Genomic DNA, 17,374 nt, shown 5'->3' with positions numbered 1-17,374 from the left:
CGAACCCCGAGGCGGCCGGCAACATGGCAACGCCGCTGATCCTCCTCCCGCTCATCTCGTCCGCCTTCGTCCCCATCAACGCGATCCCGGGCTGGTTCCAGCCGATCGCCGAGTACCAGCCCTTCACGCCCGCCATCGAGACCCTGCGCGGCCTCCTCCTCGGCACCGGGATCGGCCGCAACGGGTGGATCGCGCTCGCCTGGTGCGTCGGCCTGACCGCACTCGGCTACCGCTGGTCGACCTCACTGTTCAACCGAGACCCGAAGTAACCGCCACGACAGCGCGGGCCGCCTCCCGCAACTCGCCCCGCTCCAGGGCGGCGTACCCGACACCGCATCGGCGTACGCCGCCCTGGCAGCGTCCCCGGCCACCCCGACCGCCTTCCGGGCGCGGTCCGCCGACATCGTCGGCTGGAACTCACGCAACACCCGCGATCCGCTTGAACCACGAGCTGCGCCTCGACCTCGCGGTCGTGTGGCCGTGCCTTTGACTCCGTCTGTCCGATCCGGTAGGGACCGAGGTCACCGCCGCACGTACGGCCCTCACAGCGGGCGGCTGGGCGCCCTGTACGCCCCGCTCACGCTCTGGTGGCCTGCCGCCGCCCTGCTCACTGCGGCCCTCGTACGCGTTGCCCGGCACCGCACACGCGCGGCCGCCGGCACCTGCGCCCAGCTGGTCAGTTCCCTTGGAGGGCAAATGGCAAAGGCAAGGAGAACTCTCTCCTTGCCACTCTCAACGTATAGCGCGCTGGGGGGCTTGCCGCAAGACCCGGGTCAGGGCGGAGAATCGTCGGCCGATGCTCCAACCTGCGGAGATGGGGGCACGACGTGCGTGTGTTGTTGGCGACGCATGGGGACGCGGTGACGTCGAATCGGTGGCGGGACCGGCAGGTGAGGTTGCGGGCGCTCGGCGCGGAGGTGCGGGGGTGCGGGGGTGCGCGCCGCCCGCCTCGGCGAAGCGGCCGGTCGACTCGTCAGAGGGAAAGCAACCAGAGATGAGGACGTGCTCGACAAGAGGTTCGACAGAGTTGGAGGAGCCGGTGATTCGATCGGCCACCGCAGTGCAACGGAGCACGGCTGCCTCGGAGGTGTCGCAGTGATCGAGCCGTACGTGCTGGGTCTTCAAGAGGTTGACGAGACGACGGTCGCCGTCGTTGGCGGCAAGGGCGCGCACCTGGGCAGGCTGTCGCGGATCGAAGGCATCCGCGTGCCGGGTGGCTTTTGCGTGACGACGGACGCCTTCCGGCGGGTCATGGCGGGAGGGCCGTCGATCGATGATCGGCTCGATCAGCTGTCGCGCCTGGACCCGGACGACCGGGAGGCGATCCGCACGCTCAGCGCGCAGATTCGCCGGACCATCGAAGGGATTGCCATCCCGGGCGATCTCGCGGCGGCGATCACCCGCGCGCTCGCCCAGGTCGGCGAGCAAGCCGCCTACGCCGTCCGATCCAGCGCGACGGCCGAGGACCTGCCGACGGCCTCCTTCGCCGGCCAGCACGACACGTATCTGAACGTCGTGGGGCCGACGGCGGTCCTCCAGCACGTCAGCCGGTGCTGGGCCTCGCTGTTCACCGAGCGGGCCGTGACCTACCGCCAGCGCAACGGCATCGACCACCGTACGGTCCACATGGCCGTGGTCGTGCAGCAGATGGTGTTCCCGCATGCGGCCGGCATCCTGTTCACGGCCGACCCCGTCACGGGCAACCGGAAGGTAGCCACCGTGGACGCCGGTTTCGGGCTCGGCGAGGCCCTGGTCTCCGGCCTGGTGAATCCGGACGTCTTCAAGGTGCGAGACGGCGAAGTCGTCGCCAAGGCGATCGCCGCCAAACAGCGTGCCGTTCAGGCCCTGGCGGCCGGCGGTACGCAGGAAGTGGCGATCGACTCGCAGCGGCAGGAGCATCCGGCGCTGACGGATGCGCAGGTCGTGCGGCTCGTGCAGCTCGGGCGGCGGATCGAAGCGCACTTCGGTCGCCCGCAGGACATCGAATGGTGCCTGGTCGACGATGGCTTCCAGATCGTTCAGAGCCGGCCGATCACGACGCTGTTCCCCATCCCCGAGACCGGCGACCAGGAGAATCACGTCTACGTCTCCGTCGGTCATGGGCAGATGATGACCGACCCCATGAAGCCCCTGGGGCTCTCCGCGTGGCAGCTGACGGCCATGGTGCCGATGCACGAGGCCGGCGGGAGGCTGTTCGTCGACGTCACCCGGCGCCTGGCCTCGCCCGCGAGCCGCGCCGGCCTCCTGGACGCCATCGGGAGAAGCGATCCGCTGATCAGGGACGCTCTGGAGACCGTCCTCGACCGCGACGATTTCGTCCCGTCGCTCCCGGACACGGGTCCCGGCGCACCGCCGGCCGGCGGTGCGTCCGCCCCGATCGAGACCGATCCGGCCATCGTCACCGAGCTGATCGAGCGCAGCCAGGCGTCCATCGCCGCCCTGGAGCGCGACATCCGGACGAAGACCGGACCGGCGCTGTTCGACTTTCTGCTGGAGGCCTTCGAGGAGCACAAGCGGGTCCTCGGTGATCCGCTGAACCATCAGGCGATCATGGCGGGGATGGAGGCCACGTGGTGGCTCAACGACAAGCTGCTGGAGTGGCTGGGCGAGAAGAACGCGGCTGACACGCTCACGCTGTCCGCCCCCGGCAACGTCACCTCCGAGATGGGACTGGCGCTGCTCGACGTCGCGGACGTGATCCGCCCGCATGCGGAGGTGGTGGCGTTCCTGCAGGGCGTCGAGGAGGAGGGCTTCCTGGACGAGCTGGCGAAGCTCGCGGGCGGGACCGAATCGCGCGACGCCATCGAGACCTACCTCGACCGGTACGGCATGCGCTGCGTCGGCGAGATCGACATCACGAGGCCACGTTGGGGCGAGCGCCCCACCACGCTCGTGCCCGTGATCCTCGACAACGTCAGGAACTTCGAGCCGGGCGCCGCCCAGCGGCGTTTCGAGCAAGGGCGGCAGAAGGCGCGGAAGAAGGAACAGGACGTGCTGTCACGCTTGCGGGCTCTGCCGGACGGGGAGCAGAAGGCCGACGAGACCAAGCGGATGATCGACCGGGTCCGAACCTTCATCGGGTACCGGGAGTACCCGAAGTACGCCATCGTCAGCCGCTACTTCGTCTACAAGCAGGCCCTGCTGGAGGAGGCCGAGCGTCTCGTGCAGGCCAACGTGCTTCCTGAGAAGGAGGACATCTTCTACCTCACCTTCCAGGAACTCCACGACGCCGTGCGCTCGAACCAGGTGGATGACCAGCTCATCCAGCAGCGCAAGGACGCGTTCCGGGCGTACCACGCGCTCACACCGCCCCGGGTGCTCACCTCGGACGGTGAGGCCGTCACCGGGGCGTACCGGCGCGACGACGTGCCGGCCGGCGCCCTGATCGGCCTACCGGTTTCCGCCGGGACCATCGAGGGACGGGCCCGCGTCATCCTTGACATGGCGGAGGCCGACCTCGAAGCGGGCGACATCCTGGTCACGACCTCCACGGACCCCAGCTGGTCGCCGCTGTTCGTCGGAATCGCGGGCCTGGTGACGGAGGTTGGCGGTCTGATGACCCATGGCGCAGTGATCGCCCGGGAGTACGGCTTGCCGGCCGTCGTGGGCGTGGAGCACGCCTCGCGGCTGATCCGGGACGGGCAGCGGATCCGCGTGCACGGAACCGACGGGTACGTCGAGATCCTGCCTTGACCGACCACACCGACCACACCGAGCAGCCCGATCCGTGGCTTCCGACCAAACAATGCCAAGCGGTTGATGACCACCCCACGACCGCCGCCCGCAACGCGCACACGACCCAACTGTTCGGAGGGGCCCTCCGCCTCTGGCCCCTCCTCAGAGGGCACCGTCGGCTGGGTCGCCCTGGCGAGCAGCAGGCGCCCGCGCGCCCCGGCCCGGATCGGGCTGCGCCGCCTCATCCTGAGGTCGCCGTGGCGCATTTCGTTCCCACACCGCACTCTTCACCCAAGTGCCTTCACTGCCCCGTTTTCCGGCAGGGGCACGCGCGTTCCGGAGGTACAGGAATCACAAAGATTGGGCAGAGTGATTGACGCGCTCATGGCGTGACTCTACCTTCTGACCGACTTACCGAACTCCGTTCGGTATTTCGACCAAAACTGTCAGTTTCTCCGACTGATCGTCACCTTGAGGGCACCGCACACCCCTTGGAGCGCGCATGACTCCCCGCCCCGCCCCCTCCCGCCGTCACTTCCTCGGCATGGCCACCGCCACGCCTCTGGCCGTGACCGGCGCCCTGACCCTGGGTGCCGGCACCGCGTACGCCGCCGACTCGGCGTACGTGATGTGCTACTTCACCGAGTCGACCAGCCTTGGCGAGGGGACCGACTACGGCCTCCATCTCGCCGTCAGCAAGGACTCGCTGAACTGGACGCCGCTCAACCAGAACAACCCGGTGGTCACCCCCACCGCCGGCGCGCTGGGCCTGCGCGACCCGTTCATCCTGCGCAAGCAGGACGGCACCTTCGTGGTCCTCGCCACCGACCTCAAGGGCACCGACTGGAGCTACGTCAGCCAGTACATCCATGTGTGGGACTCGGCCGACCTGCGCACCTTCACGGGCTACCGGCGGCTGAAGCTGCACGACATGAACACGCACTGCTGGGCGCCCGAGGCGTTCTGGGACGCGGGCCGCGGCCAGTACGCGATCATCTACTCCGCCGTCAACAGCAGTGGCCACAACGTCATCATGGTCAACTACACGACCGACTTCCTCACCGCCTCCGCTCCCCAGGTCTTCTTCGACCCCGGCTACGACGTGATCGACGGCGACATGGCCGTCGGCGTCAACGGCGTCAACTACATGTACTTCAAGAAGAACCAGACGCTCGTCGGGGCGCGATCCACCTCCCTCGACCCGGGCAGCTTCAAGGAGTTCACCACGGGCGTCGCCCACGGCGGCACCGAGGCCCCGACCCTCGTCAAGTCCCTGACGTCCAGCACCTGGTACCTGTGGGGCGACACCTACACCCCCAACGGCGTCTTCTACGCCTGGCAGTCCACCGACCTCGCCTCGGGCACCTGGACCGCCCTCGACCAGAAGACCTACACCCAGCCCCTGAACTCCAAGCACTGCGGCATCACGACCATCACCACGGCCCAGTACGACAACCTCATCACCAAGTGGGGCGCGCCGGCCTGGAACCGCCTGAAGTCCTACAACCTCCCGGCCCGTTACATCCGCCACTCCAACTACATCGGCCGCATCGACGAGTACCCCATCGACCCGCCCTCCGACTCCCAGTGGAAGCTTGTCCCCGGTCTCGTCGACCCCGCCGGCGTCTCGTTCCAGTCGGTCAAGTTCCCGACGCGGTACCTGCGCCACTACAACTACCAGCTCCAACTCGACGTCAACGACGGCACGTCGACGTTCTCGGCGGACGCGACCTTCTACCGCACGGCGGGCCTGGCGGACGCGAGTTGGGCGTCGTTCCGGTCGTACAACTACCCGACCCGGTACCTCCGCCACTCGAACTACGTGCTGCGCATCGACCCGATCTCCACGACCACGGAGCGGCAGGACGCCACCTTCAGCGTCGGATACTGACGAGGGAGGACACCCGTATCGCGCACGCTTCCGTACGAAGGTGAGCCAGACCTGTCACCCTGCGGGTCGTCGCCCTCGCCCTCGGTCTGGCAGGCCTGACGGCGGTAGCCGGCCGCGAGTCGTCGGCACCGCTGTCCGCCGAGCCGGCCGCGGTCAGCACCACGCAGGCCGGCGTCCCCCCGCCGCCGATGGGCTGGGCGTCCTGGAACAGCTTCGCCCGCAGCATCGACTACGACGTCATCAAGCAGCAGACGGACGCCCTGGTCTCCTCCGGACATGGCGGCAGGGGGCTACCAGTACGTCGACCTCGACGACGGCTGGCGGCAGGGCGCCCGCAACGCCGACGGCAGCCTCGCCGTCGACGCGACCCTGTGGCCGGGCGGTATGAAGGTGCCGTCGCCGACCACGTCCCCAGCAAGAAGCCTGAAGGCGCGCTGCCGCGGATGCGTGCCCTGGGGCGGCGCGAGCTGTGTCCCGATGCTCCGGCCGGCGGCCTCGGCGAGTTCACCGTGACTCCGGCGCGGCGCACTTCTGCATTGAGAGTCCGTCGGCGACGAAGGCCGCGACACCCCGGCGCTGCGCGATGGCGCACACATTGCCGCCGACCAGCGCGTAGTCGAGGTTGTCCGACTACAGACGATGACGGCACCCGGTTCGGCGCGGTGGATGGCTGCGGGCAGCATGAGGTTGTCGCCGGGAGGGCACCGTACCGTGCTGGGCGGGGCGTACGCGTCCACAGTCATGGTGCCCTCCGGTCGGCGGACATCGTAGAGACGTGGCCGGCTGATTGTCAGTACGCGGTCGTGCGCCCGGCCAGCAGTCCGGGGCTGACGAGTCCGCTCTCGTAGGCGATCGTGACCAGGTGGGCGCGGGAGGAAGCGCCGAGCTTTCGCAGGATCCGGTTCACGTGGGACTTGACCGTGAGCGGGCTGATGCCGAGGAGTTGTGCCAGCGTCTTGTTGTCCGGCTGGGTGGCAATCATGGCGAGGATCTGGCGCTCCCTCGTGGAGAGTTGGTCCAGCGCGGGACTCGGCGGAGTGGCGGAGATCTTCGTCGTGGCGGATGGCGAGGAGATGGCCGTTCCTCCCTGGCTTATCAGAGCGAGTGCCGTCACGAAGGGGCCGGCCTCGATGTGTGGGCTGAGAATGCCGGTGACTCCGACCTGCAGGAGTGAACTGATCTCCTCGGAGGGCGTGTCGCCGATGACGGCGAGCTCGGTATGGGCGGCGGCGCGGCGCAGGCACAGCAGTGTGGTGGTCCATGGGGAGAGGGCCAGGGCCAGGGCGTCGATGAGGAGAATGTCGGGTCGCGGAGAAGGGAGTTGCGCCAGAGCGTGGGTGAGGTCGGGGCTCTGGGCCTGGACGGTCAGGAGGGCGGAGTCCTCGATGATGCGTGCGTAGGCGTCGCGCGTGAGAGCGGGGCCGCCCGTCAGGAGCACCCGGTGCATCGTTCGTCCCTTGGGTCGCCATGGGATGTGGGGATTTGGTCGGCTGTGGCGCCGCTCGGGTGGGCGGGCTCGCGACGGGCTCGACGCCGCCCGCGAGCCCGCCCGGTGGGCTCAACGGCTCAGGAGGCAGGCTGGGGTTCTCGCAGGGGTGAGCCTGGCGGACGGCACCGTCACCTGCTGATCTCCCTGGGCACGGTCGGCGCCGTGGCAGTGCTGGCGCCCCCCGGCTCACGTATGTCAGGCCACCGACGCCGGTGTCCTCGGCGAACGCGGCAATCGCCTGCAAATTGGCCGCCTCGACCGACCCGTGCCCGCTGATCGCGTCCTGAGCGCCGATGTAACTGCCGTGCTCGCCGCGGTCTGTGGGTCGTACTTGGTGAGCCGGTAAACGAAGGCGGCGCATTGCTCCCGTGGTCGTTGACTCACCTGTCGGTGTGCGGGGATATCGCGGGGAGTTCCACGGTGATGCGGATCCCACCAGCAGGGCGCGGGGTGAGGGTGAGTGTTCCGTCGTGTGCGTGGGTGATGGTTTTGACGATGGTCAGGCCGAGGCCGACGCCTGCCTGGTCGGTGTGGATGCGTTCGGTGCCGCGCTGGAACGGTTCGGTGAGGGCCGAGACCTGCTGTGGGGTGAGCTGCTCGCCGGTGTTTTCGACAGTGAGCTCCACGGTCTTGGAGTGGACGCCGGTGTGGACCCACACGGTGCCCTGTTCAGGACGGTTGTGGACGATCGCGTTGTGTACGAGGTTCGTGGTCAGCTGCAGCAGGAGCGCCGGCGATCCGATCGTGGGGGTGATGTCGCCGCTGGTCTCGATGGTGACGCCATGTTTTTCCGCGAGGGGGAGGAGTGTTTCGGTGGCTTCTTCCGCCAGGAGGGACAGGTCGACGTGGTCGCGGGTGAAGGACCGCTGGTCGGCGCGGCTGAGCAGGAGAAGTGTCTCGGTGAGGGCGATCGCGCGGGTGTTGACGGCGTGCAGGCGGTCGATGAGTTCGCCGGTGTCGCGGTTCGGATCGGTGCGGGCCACATCGAGAAGGGCCTTCGAGATCGCCAGCGGGGTGCGCAGCTCGTGAGAGGCGTTGGCCGCGAATCTCTGCTGTTCGGCGACATGTGCTTCAAGCCGTACGAGCATCGTGTCGAAGGCGTCGGCGAGTTCCCGGAACTCGTCCTTGCGGCCCGGTAGCCGGATCCGGTGGGAGAGCGACCCGTTCGTGGCCAAGCGGGTGGCCTCGGTGATGCGGGTCAGCGGGGCGAGCATGCGGCCGGCGAGGATCCACCCTCCCACGAGGCCGAACACCAGCAGGAACGCCAGTACGGCGGCTGCCCTCGGAGCGAAAACGTCCAGGAGGGCGGACCGGACGGGAAAAACACCATTCCCAGGCATGTCATCGGGGTTGATGAGCATCGCACGGTCGGGGACATAACGCAGGAGGAACAACCACACCGCGGCGAGCAGCAAGGCACCGGCAACCATGAGGAACCCGGCGTAGCTGAGGGTGAGTTTGAGGCGGACACTCAAACCAGGGGCTCTATCCACGGTCTTCTCCCTCACGTCCGGTGCCGGGCGCTGTGTCGATGCGGTAGCCGACACCGGCCACGGTGGCGATGATCCAGGGTTCGCCGAGACGCTTGCGCAGTGCCGAGACGGTGATGCGCACGGCGTTGGTGAACGGGTCGGCGTTCTCGTCCCACGCGCGTTCCAGGAGTTCTTCGGCGCTGACGACACCGCCCTCGGCGGTGACGAGGACTTCGAGCACGGCGAACTGTTTCCGGGTGAGCGCGACGTAGCGGTCGTCCCGGTAGACCTCGCGGCGGAACGGATCCAGCCGCAGGCCTGCGATCTCTCGCACGGGTGGTCTGTTGTGGGCGCGCCTGCGGTCGAGCGCCCTGAGCCGCATGACGAGCTCTCGAAGCTCGAATGGTTTGGTGAGGTAGTCGTCGGCACCGAGTTCGAACCCGATGGCCTTGTCGTCGAGACGGTCGGCGGCGGTGAGCATGAGGATCGGCATGCCGCTGCCGGAGGCGACGATGCGTTGGGCGATCTGGTCACCGGAGGGCCCGGGAATGTCTCGGTCGAGGACGGCGATGTCGTAGGCGTTGATGCTCAGCAGTTCCAGAGCGGTGCCGCCGTCACCTGCGATGTCGGCGGCGATCGCTTCCAGGCGTAGACCATCGCGGATGGCTTCTGCCAGATAGAGCTCGTCCTCGACGATCAACACACGCATGTCATCAAGGCTACGAGTCGGCGCATATCGTCGACATATCGAAAACCGCATACGTGCCGGCAACACCGCGCTGCCTTGACTGGCGGTATGAGTCGAACCCCACCCTCAGCACGAACAACGACCCGCCGGGTTCGCTGGCTGATGGTCGTCGGCCTGACAGTCGTCTCAGCAGTGATCGCCGCGGTCCTCGGCTACCGGGCGCCGCAGTCCTCGCCTCCTTCGTCTTCCCTGCCTTCCTTGTCTTCCTTGCCTTCTTCGTCGCCCTCGAGCCCCTCGGCCGCAGCACCCTCGCATGCGCCTCGGAGTGAGCACCGTGGTGCGCTCGGTGCGCTCGGTGCGGCCGACGGTGTCGTCCCCGATGGCGTGACGGTCTTCGACGACGCGATTCCGGCTGTGTCCAACCTCGATCCAGGTCTGCTCAAGGCCCTCCGCCAGGCTGCGACGGCTGCCGCGGACGACGGAGTCGAGTTCTACGTCAACAGCGGCTGGCGTTCCCCGGAGTACCAGGAGGAGCTTCTTCGTGAGGCGGTCTTCAGGTACGGGTCGGAAGAGGAGGCCGCCCGATGGGTGGCCACCGCGACGACGTCTCCTCACGTGTCGGGGGACGCGGTCGACATAGGGAACTCCGATGCGACGGAGTGGCTGTCCGAGCACGGTGCCGAGTACGGGCTGTGCCAGATCTACAAGAACGAACCCTGGCACTACGAATTGCGCGCCGATGCGATCGACCGTGGTTGCCCGCGTATGTATGCCGACCCCACCCAGGACCCGAGGATGCAGCAGTGACCGGCAGTGAGCGAGGACAGACGATGACGCAGGTGGACGCGGCGGATGCGGCGGATGCGGCGGACGCGGCGGACGCGGCGGATGCGGCGGGTACGACGGAGACCGGACGGGGCGGCTCCGGTCGCCGGGGTGCCGGCTCCGGTGCCTGGCGCGCGGGCATCCGCCGGGCGATCCGCACCGGCTTCCGGCCGGGGCCCTGGAAGCGCGGCCCGGTGCTCGCGGCGCTGGCCCTACTGCTGGGCCTGCTCATGCTGCTGCACGCGAAGATCCCGAACCGGGTCGGGAACCTCGGCAGCCTCGTGGAGACCTTCCTGCCGTGGTTCGGCCTCTTCATCCCGGTGCTCCTTGCCGGGGCACTGTTGCGTCGCTCCGCCTCCGCGGTGGCCGCGCTGCTGCTGCCGGTCATGGTGTGGCTGAACCTCTTCGGCGGGCTGCTCAGCGACAAGTCCCACCCGGGCAGCGACCTCACGGTGGCCAGCCACAACGTCGGTGCCGACAACCCCGACCCGGCCGGCACCGCCCGCGACCTGGCCGCCTCCGGCGCGGACGTGCTGGCCCTGCAGGAGATGACCGAGCAGGCCCGGGGCACGTACGAGAAGGGCCTGGCGAAGGCGTACCCGTACCACACGGTGCAGGGCACGGTCGGGCTGTGGAGCAAGCTGCCGCTGTCGGACACCCAGCCGGTCGACAGCAAGCAGGACGTCGGGCCGCTGGCGGACACCAAGCCGGCCGACGTCAAGATGGCCGACAACCGGGCGCTGCGCACCACGGTGGCCACGGACCAGGGTCCGCTGGCGGTGTATGTGGCCCACCTGGGGTCCGCACGGGTGACTCCCAGGACGGGCTTCTGGACGGACTCGCGGGACAGAAACGCGCAGGCGCTCGGCAAGGCCATCGCCGCCGAACAGAATGAGCGCGTGGTGCTGCTCGGCGACCTGAACGGCACCATGGACGACCGCGCGTTCGCCGACATCGCCTCACAGCTGCGCTCGGCCCAGGACGCGGCCGGGGACGGCTTCGGCTTCAGCTGGCCGGCCACGTTCCCGGTGGTGCGGATCGACCAGATCCTGGTCCGCGGCGTGAAGCCGGAGAGCTCGTGGTCGCTGCCGGCCACGGGGAGTGACCACCTGCCGGTGGCGGCCGGAATCAGCTGGTGAATCCCGCATAGAGGCCGGCACTCCACCTGCTGCAGATGGCACCTGACTTCGCCAACACGCTGGTGATCCAGGACATACCCGCCGAGCCCAACTGGGCGGATGTTCGCGCCCTCGTGGACAGTTCGGCAGAACGGGCAGTCGGGCCGAGGGCTCCTCCGAGCGAGAGCGGCGAGGTCCGCACTGAAGCAGTCGCTCAGCGCCGTGAAGGTGTCGGTCTTGGTCGTGATGGCCATGGGCGGCTCCTCGTCAGTGATCGAGCTGGACCACCTCGGAGTGGGCGGGTCACCGATGCGGGTGTGCGACGGTGCGCTCCCCTGTCGCCTCTGGCGACGGCGGTGACGGCGTCGTAACGGAAATGCGGTGGCGACGCCGGGGCGCAGGTTGCGATCATGGGCGCAAGCAGTCTGCGACGTGTGAGGAAGCCGACCGTGATGCCAGCTATTCCTGCCGATCCGACCGTGGTGCACCCGATGCCCGACCAACCTCGGGTCGTCCTGCTCAAGCCACTGGTCACATCGCCGCTGATCGACGTGGGAGAGTTCTCCTACTACGACGATCCGGACGACCCGACCGCGTTCGAGACCCGCAACGTGCTGTACCACTACGGGCCGGAGAAGCTGGTCATCGGCAAATTCTGTGCGCTGGGCGAGGGCGTGCGCTTCATCATGAACGGTGCCAACCACCGTATGGATGGCCCCTCGACGTTCCCCTTCCCGATCATGGGCGGCTCCTGGGCTGACCACTTCGACCTGATCACAGCCCTGCCCGGCCGCGGTGACACCGTGGTCGGCAACGACGTCTGGTTCGGATACCGGGCCATGGTGATGCCCGGCGTCCGTATCGGCCACGGAGCGGTCATCGCCTCCGGCTCCGTCGTTGTCGACGACGTCCCCGACTACGGCATCGTCGGCGGCAACCCCGCCAGACTCATCCGCAGTCGCTTCGGCGACGAAGACATCGCCCGCCTCCTGGCGGTCGCCTGGTGGGACTGGCCGGCCCCACACATCACCGAGCACATCCGCACGATCATGTCCGGCAGTATCGAGGATCTGGAAGCCGCGGCCCCGAAGCCGCAGTAGGCCGGCCCCGCCTCAGCGGCGTCGAGCCTCGTGAACATCGCCTGACAGAGAGGATCATGGCGCCGTTGATGACGTGGTCGTGCGTGCGCCGCTCGGGCATGCCCGGCATTCCGGATCTCGGGTGAGTGCAGGCTGCGCAGGCAGCGGCAGTATCCGAGAAACCCCGTCTGATTCTTCTTCGGCTTGATGTGGCCGTAGAGCTTGTCCTTGGCCAGGTCGTGGTGGCGAACAGGCGTCGGACCCCGTGCGGTCGGGTGTAGGTCGCTCGGCGGCGGGGCCGGGGCTCGCGGTCGGAGGCCATGCGCTTCCTACCGAGCGCGCCCCACTGTCGGCCGGGGGGCGGGGATGGAGATTGAGTGGCCCGAACTCGCCCAGGCAGAAGACGACTGCGGGTTCGCCCTTGAGGGATCGGGCTCTGGACCCAACCGTCTGAGCTCCCTCCGACTCCCGGAAACGGCCAGAGCCTACTGGCCCACAGAACGGCGCAAGGGACGGGGAACGCCAGGTCGAACGTTGGTTGGTGCGGACGCCCGGCCTGTCTCGCTGGCCGTCAACGACGTCCGCAACAACGGTCCCCAGCTTTGGGCGAGACGGCGGTGTGGTTCTGTCCGAAGGGCTGACGAGCTACGCAGGCGCTCGTCTCCCAGAGCTGTGAAGCCACCTGTCCCGCCTGCTGCTACGTCAGCTTGTCCATGGCACGGCGGCCAAGGTCGTGGACAATCCCGTCTCTCCACAGGCCACGCCGTCTCTCGGGCCCTCGGACCAGGATTCGGTGTGGTGCGCCGAGTACCGCTTCTTCAGCATCAGCGGCTCCTCCAAGCCGCATTCTCACGCGGGCGACGCCTGGGCCGGCTTCGGGTCCTCGTCGACGCATCCCTGCGCCACGCGATGGATCGCTTCTTGGGATGCCTCCACCACTGCCACTGCCTGCAGAACGGGGAGAAGTTCGATCCCGGCAAGGCATTTCCCGCCGCGTCTACGGCGCCAGTGACCCTCGCGGCTTGGTTGGTGGTGGCTGAGTTTCCGTGGCGGCTACGCCCTGCGTGTCGTCGGCCCTTACCTCGTTGAGTGAATATCAGCCCTCCCCATGACCAGCGCTGCTGGGTTCCTGTGCGCTTGATCGGCGGAACGGCTCGGGTCGGTCGGGGACCGGACGTCGCTGTCCGACCAGCCGGAAAACCTGAACTGGTGTGCACACGCCGGGTGTTCGGACGTAGGTTGTGCCGTGAATGATCCACGCCTCGGTTGAAGGACGGACGCGAGCTATGACCGACCCTGTGACGACGCCCGAACCAGCGAAGCATCAGAAGATCGACACGTCGGTTCCGCACTCCGCCCGTATCTGGAACTACTGGCTCGGCGGTAAGGACAACTATCCCGTCGACGAGGAGGCCGGTGACGCGTACACCGCAGTCTTCCCCGGCATCGTCACCATCGCCCGCTGCAGCCGTGCCTTCCTGCGCCGCAACATCACGTATCTCGTGTCCGAGGCGGGCATCCGGCAATTCCTGGACATCGGCACCGGCCTTCCGACCGCTCAGAACACCCACGAGGTCGCTCAGGGGCTCGCCCCCGAGACGCGGATCGTCTACGTCGACAACGATCCGATGGTCCTCGCCCACGCCCGCGCCCTGCTCTACTCCACCCGCGAGGGCGCGACCGCCTACATCGACGCCAACGTGACGGACCCGGACCGCATCCTCGCGGCCGCCGCCGAGACACTGGACTTCGGCCGCCCCACCGCGCTCATCCTCAGCAACATCCTGGGCCACGTCGCCGACTACGATCAGGCCCGCTCCATCGTCACTCGGCTGATGGACGCCCTGCCCTCGGGCAGTTACCTCTCCATCAACGACGGGTCACGCGGCATCGACCCGGTCTTCGAGCAGGCCCAGGACGCCTACAACAACAGCGGCGCCGTCCCGTACATCCTGCGCACCGTCGACGAGATCACCACGTTCTTCGACGGCTTGGAGCTCCTCGCACCCGGCGTCGTCTCGGTAACGCAGTGGCGTCCGGAGCCCGGTTCGCCCACCCCGGAGGTCATCGCCGAGCACGGCGGACTCGCCCGGAAGGCGTAACGGACACCGGGAGTGGAGCCGTTGCCGTACGGCAGCCACTCATGGTCGATGGAGACCACGGCCGCGGCCGTGTAGATCCGCTGATCAGGGACATCGGTGGACTGTTCCGTGAAGCCGGTCATCCGCGGGCGCCGATCGCGGGCGCGGGCGGGTCGTGCCTCCGGCGCACGCTGCCGCGCGGATGCCATACCCGCGCGGCACGCGCCGTCCTCTACCCGAGCGTGAGCATCGCCTCGGCGACCTCGCCGACCGCCGCATCGGGGATCGCGGTGGCGGCCTCCTTGAGGACGAGTAGCCGCGCCCCGGGGATCTCGCGCGCGATCGCCTCGCCGTTGCCGACGGGGAAGAACCGGTCGCGGCGGCCGTGGACGACGAGCGTGGGGATCTCGATCTCGGGCAGGCGCTCGCGCCAGCGGGGTTTGCAGTCGAGCCTGGAAAACACCATGCCCATCTGGTTGGCCATCTGGACGGGGGGTGCGGTGCCGGGCGTGCGGTCCCAGATGCGTGCGGCGATCGCGCGTGCGGCGACGGGGTCGTCGCCGAGGATCTCCGCGCCGGCGGCGGCGAACTCCGCCACCGCCTCGCGGTCGGTCCAGTCGGGCATCGGATGCGCGAACAGCCGGCTCATCGTCGCCTGGTCATGGTCGGGGAGGTCGTCGTCGGGCGGACCGGGCGCAACCGCGCGGGTGCCGGCCAGGGTGAGCGCCGAGAACGCGCCCGGATGGTCGAGCACAGCCACCTGGGCGACCATCCCGCCGACGCCGATCCCCGCGAGGTGTGCGGGCCCGCCGCCGAGCGCGTCAGCAAGGGCCGCCGCGTCGGCGGCGAGGTCGCGCAGGGTGTAGGCGGGCGCCTGCGGGTCCGCCGTCGTCGACTCTCCGCTGTCGCGCAGGTCGTAGCGCACCACGCGGCGCCCGCCGGCGGCGAGGCGCTCGCACAGCGCGTCCGGCCAGGAGTGCATCGTCGTCCCGCCCGCGAGCAGGACGAGTGGCGCGTCGTCGTCACCGAACGACTCGATGCCCAAGGCGATCTCATTGACGTTGACGGTGGTCATCGGATCACCTCAGGACGTCGTAGGTCAGGTGCGTCGCGGTCGATGTCGAGGTCACGCTCCGCTGCACCAGCGTGCGCGGCGTTCCGCCGGTGAACAGTGGCGTGCCGGCACCCAGCACAACGGGCGCGAGGTGCAGCGTCAGTGCGTCGACCAGCCCGGCGTCGATCGCCGAGCCGATCGTGGCACCGCCGCCCATGAGGACGACGTCGAGGTCCTTGCCGCTGTCCGACAACGCCGCCTCGGCGCGCTCGCGCGCTGCGGTGACGGCATCGGGCAGACCGGTGGTGACGAACGTCCAGTCGAGGTCGGTGAGCCGCACCGACTCCGGCGGCGAGGTCGTCACGACGACGAACGCGGGCTTGCCGACCTCGCCGGCGCCGTAGCCGGTCTTGTCGTCCCATCCCTTCGGCCCGTCGACCACGTCGAAGAGGTGGCGGCCGAGGACGACGGCGCCCGAACGGGCGGTCGCCTCGCGCAGGACCCGGCGGTCGTCGGGGTCGTCGGAAAACGCCCAGGTGTGCAGGGCCTCGCCGCCGGTGCCCAGACCGTTGTCCGGGCCGGGGTCGGGCCCCGTGACGAAGCCGTCGAGGGAGACGGAGATGTCAGCGATGATTCGAGTCATGCCAGGGCAGACCCGTTCCGCCGCCCAAACTCATCGCTTACGCATGCAGCGTGTGCCGGCAGTGAACCCGATAGCACGACGCCCGAAGCGGGACGCCGGACGTACAGCGGACGGTCGCCCCCGGAGTACTTCAGAGGCACATATGCACAGGTCAAAGGGCCCCTGCCGACACAGGTCAAAGGACCCCCTGCCGACACAGGTCAAAGGACCCCCTGCCGACACAGGTCAAAGGGCCCCCTGCCGAAACGATCCCGCATTCCCCTCTGCAAGCCACGAGGTTACGAATCCGAGAGAGAGCGGAAGCAGGCCGCCGCGACCTCGAGTGCCGCGCCGCGTTCAGCGCGCGCGAGGCCGCCGACGGCACGCCAGTCCTTCGATCTCGCCGAGCCAGCCCTCTGCCTGGGCCTCGCTGATGCGGGCGACGAGGCTGTCGCGGATCTCGACCAAGCGGAGTTGTTGGGCTGGTTCGGGGCGAGGCAGGGAGCAGGTGCACGTACCACGTACCTCTCCGCCGTGCTCCCGGTCGGCTTGGTCCTCAACGCCACCCTGGGATCGTCCTGGGCCGCCCCCGTCGCTGCCCTCGTCATCGCGGCCGTCGCGGCCGTCGCGGTCAAGGAAGGCCGCGACGCATGGCAGGGCAAGGGTTGCTGCACCCGGTCCGCCGCAACGGTTTCGGCTGCCGACGCCGGGGCGGGCAACGCATGCGGCTGCCGGCCTGGCTGCGACTGCTGCATCTGACAAGCGCGTCGGCGTGCATGACCGGGCCAGGGGCGGGGTCCCGCCCCTGGCACCGGTCCGACCGCCGACACTGGGTCATCGCGTGGCGCAGTGTCCACCGGTCCGAGGCCCGCACACCACGCTGTCCCCAGTTTCGCTGCGGTCCTCTGACGTACGCCCCCGCGTGGTCGATACCGGCCGAGGTCGCCTCGCGTCAGATCAGCTGGGTGACGAGCACAGCAGGCAAGGCCGGAAGCCGGCGACCGTATGCTGGCCGAGCAGCGGGCCGCACGTGAAGTGGCGGAGCTGCGCCGCACTGTCGCCGGCTGCCTTCCTCCCGGGTTTGTGCGCGGGCGCGGATCCGGCCGACGTCGCCCAGCGGGCAGGAGAACAGCGTGGATGTTCTCCTGTCTCCGCTCAGGTGTCGCTATGACCGGCGCAGCGCAGTGTTCAGTATTGCTCGGTCTCCACGAAGCCCGCGTCCGCGTCGTCGTCCGCACCGAGTGCGGCGGCGGTCGGATCGAATCCGGGCGGGCTGTCCTTGAGGCCCAGACCCATGCCGGCGAGCTTCGCCTTGACCTCGTCGATCGACTTCGCACCGAAGTTGCGGATGTCGAGCAGGTCCGCCTCGGAACGCGCCAC

The 17,374-nt window shown here is 68.8% G+C and carries 14 protein-coding genes and 3 pseudogenes; 9 read left to right on the top strand and 8 right to left on the bottom strand.

Annotation, left to right across the window (positions count from 1 at the left end; translation table 11 throughout):
- From AC5P09_RS48675 to AC5P09_RS48660, 4 genes are all read left to right on the top strand, one after another.
- Positions 1-269 (top strand): ABC transporter permease (locus tag AC5P09_RS48675; RefSeq protein WP_493880098.1); only part of this gene is annotated, 269 nt, incomplete at its 5' end.
- Positions 270-1,095: 826 nt separating this feature from the next.
- A complete protein-coding gene (rph, locus tag AC5P09_RS48670) occupies positions 1,096-3,693 on the top strand; it encodes a rifamycin-inactivating phosphotransferase (protein ID WP_493880097.1) in 2,598 nt (865 codons plus the stop codon).
- Positions 3,694-4,177: 484 nt separating this feature from the next.
- Complete coding sequence (locus tag AC5P09_RS48665; RefSeq protein WP_493880096.1) at positions 4,178-5,566, top strand: glycoside hydrolase family 43 protein; 1,389 nt, start codon at positions 4,178-4,180, stop codon at positions 5,564-5,566.
- Positions 5,567-5,842: 276 nt separating this feature from the next.
- Entirely contained in the window at positions 5,843-6,079 is a 237-nt protein-coding gene (locus AC5P09_RS48660) for a hypothetical protein (RefSeq protein WP_493880095.1), read from the top strand.
- 27 nt (positions 6,080-6,106) lie between these two features.
- On the opposite strand, the pseudogene AC5P09_RS48655 reads toward AC5P09_RS48660, so the two are convergent.
- The 4 genes and pseudogenes from AC5P09_RS48655 to AC5P09_RS48640 form a co-directional block, all read right to left on the bottom strand.
- A pseudogene (locus AC5P09_RS48655) lies at positions 6,107-6,360 on the bottom strand (RraA family protein); the annotation flags it as partial.
- Positions 6,357-7,013, bottom strand: a complete 657-nt coding sequence (locus tag AC5P09_RS48650) for a helix-turn-helix transcriptional regulator (RefSeq protein WP_493880094.1) — start codon at positions 7,011-7,013, stop codon at positions 6,357-6,359. The pseudogene AC5P09_RS48655 and the gene AC5P09_RS48650, both read right to left, overlap by 4 nt.
- 422 nt (positions 7,014-7,435) lie before the next feature.
- The gene (locus AC5P09_RS48645; protein ID WP_493880099.1) at positions 7,436-8,548 is read right to left on the bottom strand and encodes a sensor histidine kinase; all 1,113 of its coding nucleotides are present in this window, start codon (positions 8,546-8,548) and stop codon (positions 7,436-7,438) included.
- Positions 8,541-9,236, bottom strand: coding sequence for a response regulator transcription factor (locus AC5P09_RS48640; RefSeq protein ID WP_493880093.1), 696 nt, complete (start codon positions 9,234-9,236; stop codon positions 8,541-8,543). The genes AC5P09_RS48645 and AC5P09_RS48640 overlap by 8 nt, the downstream gene beginning before the upstream one ends.
- Positions 9,237-9,377: 141 nt before the next feature.
- On the opposite strand from AC5P09_RS48640, the gene AC5P09_RS48635 reads away from it, so the two are divergent.
- The 3 genes from AC5P09_RS48635 (at position 9,378) to AC5P09_RS48625 (ending at position 12,258) form a co-directional block, all read left to right on the top strand.
- Positions 9,378-10,022 (top strand): M15 family metallopeptidase, encoded by a 645-nt coding sequence (locus AC5P09_RS48635; protein WP_493880092.1) that lies wholly within the window; start codon positions 9,378-9,380, stop codon positions 10,020-10,022.
- Between the two features lie 23 nt (positions 10,023-10,045).
- Positions 10,046-11,179 (top strand): endonuclease/exonuclease/phosphatase family protein, encoded by a 1,134-nt coding sequence (locus AC5P09_RS48630; RefSeq protein ID WP_493880091.1) that lies wholly within the window; start codon positions 10,046-10,048, stop codon positions 11,177-11,179.
- Between the two features lie 431 nt (positions 11,180-11,610).
- Positions 11,611-12,258, top strand: coding sequence for a CatB-related O-acetyltransferase (locus AC5P09_RS48625; protein WP_493880090.1), 648 nt, complete (start codon positions 11,611-11,613; stop codon positions 12,256-12,258).
- 104 nt (positions 12,259-12,362) lie between these two features.
- Here AC5P09_RS48625 and AC5P09_RS48620 read toward each other — a convergent pair.
- Positions 12,363-12,657: pseudogene (locus AC5P09_RS48620) on the bottom strand (IS630 family transposase); the annotation flags it as partial.
- An 866-nt stretch (positions 12,658-13,523) separates the two neighbouring features.
- On the opposite strand from AC5P09_RS48620, the gene AC5P09_RS48615 reads away from it, so the two are divergent.
- On the top strand, positions 13,524-14,339 hold the full coding sequence (locus AC5P09_RS48615; RefSeq protein ID WP_493880089.1) for an SAM-dependent methyltransferase: 816 nt from the start codon (positions 13,524-13,526) through the stop codon (positions 14,337-14,339).
- A gap of 211 nt (positions 14,340-14,550) precedes the next feature.
- On the opposite strand, the gene AC5P09_RS48610 is transcribed toward AC5P09_RS48615, so the two are convergent.
- Together AC5P09_RS48610 and AC5P09_RS48605 are read right to left on the bottom strand one after the other, a co-directional pair.
- Positions 14,551-15,393 carry an alpha/beta fold hydrolase gene (locus tag AC5P09_RS48610; RefSeq protein ID WP_493880088.1) on the bottom strand — a complete coding sequence of 281 codons (843 nt, stop codon included), beginning with the start codon at positions 15,391-15,393 and terminating at the stop codon, positions 14,551-14,553.
- Positions 15,394-15,397: 4 nt separating this feature from the next.
- Positions 15,398-16,015, bottom strand: coding sequence for a dihydrofolate reductase family protein (locus AC5P09_RS48605; protein WP_493880087.1), 618 nt, complete (start codon positions 16,013-16,015; stop codon positions 15,398-15,400).
- Positions 16,016-16,513: 498 nt separating this feature from the next.
- Here AC5P09_RS48605 and AC5P09_RS48600 point away from each other — a divergent pair.
- A pseudogene (locus AC5P09_RS48600) lies at positions 16,514-16,753 on the top strand (cation transporter); the annotation flags it as partial.
- 429 nt (positions 16,754-17,182) lie between these two features.
- On the opposite strand, the gene AC5P09_RS48595 reads toward AC5P09_RS48600, so the two are convergent.
- Positions 17,183-17,374: DNA-directed RNA polymerase subunit alpha C-terminal domain-containing protein (locus tag AC5P09_RS48595; protein ID WP_351521585.1), on the bottom strand; the 192-nt coding region annotated here is incomplete at its 5' end.

The sequence above is a fragment of the Streptomyces sp. a15 genome, from assembly GCF_059026085.1.
Note: the sequence above shows the minus strand (reverse complement) of the source record. Positions and strands in the feature narration are given on the sequence as shown.

Bases quoted from the DNA above. Each gene is read 5' to 3' on its own strand.
- AC5P09_RS48665 (WP_493880096.1), top strand. From the start codon at position 4,178: ATGACTCCCCGCCCCGCCCCCTCCCGCCGTCACTTCCTCGGCATGGCC.
- AC5P09_RS48660 (WP_493880095.1), top strand. From the start codon at position 5,843: ATGGCGGCAGGGGGCTACCAGTACGTCGACCTCGACGACGGCTGGCGG.
- AC5P09_RS48650 (WP_493880094.1), bottom strand. From the start codon at position 7,013: ATGCACCGGGTGCTCCTGACGGGCGGCCCCGCTCTCACGCGCGACGCC.
- AC5P09_RS48640 (WP_493880093.1), bottom strand. From the start codon at position 9,236: ATGCGTGTGTTGATCGTCGAGGACGAGCTCTATCTGGCAGAAGCCATC.
- AC5P09_RS48635 (WP_493880092.1), top strand. From the start codon at position 9,378: ATGGTCGTCGGCCTGACAGTCGTCTCAGCAGTGATCGCCGCGGTCCTC.
- AC5P09_RS48630 (WP_493880091.1), top strand. From the start codon at position 10,046: ATGACGCAGGTGGACGCGGCGGATGCGGCGGATGCGGCGGACGCGGCG.
- AC5P09_RS48625 (WP_493880090.1), top strand. From the start codon at position 11,611: ATGCCAGCTATTCCTGCCGATCCGACCGTGGTGCACCCGATGCCCGAC.
- AC5P09_RS48615 (WP_493880089.1), top strand. From the start codon at position 13,524: ATGACCGACCCTGTGACGACGCCCGAACCAGCGAAGCATCAGAAGATC.
- AC5P09_RS48610 (WP_493880088.1), bottom strand. From the start codon at position 15,393: ATGACCACCGTCAACGTCAATGAGATCGCCTTGGGCATCGAGTCGTTC.
- AC5P09_RS48605 (WP_493880087.1), bottom strand. From the start codon at position 16,015: ATGACTCGAATCATCGCTGACATCTCCGTCTCCCTCGACGGCTTCGTC.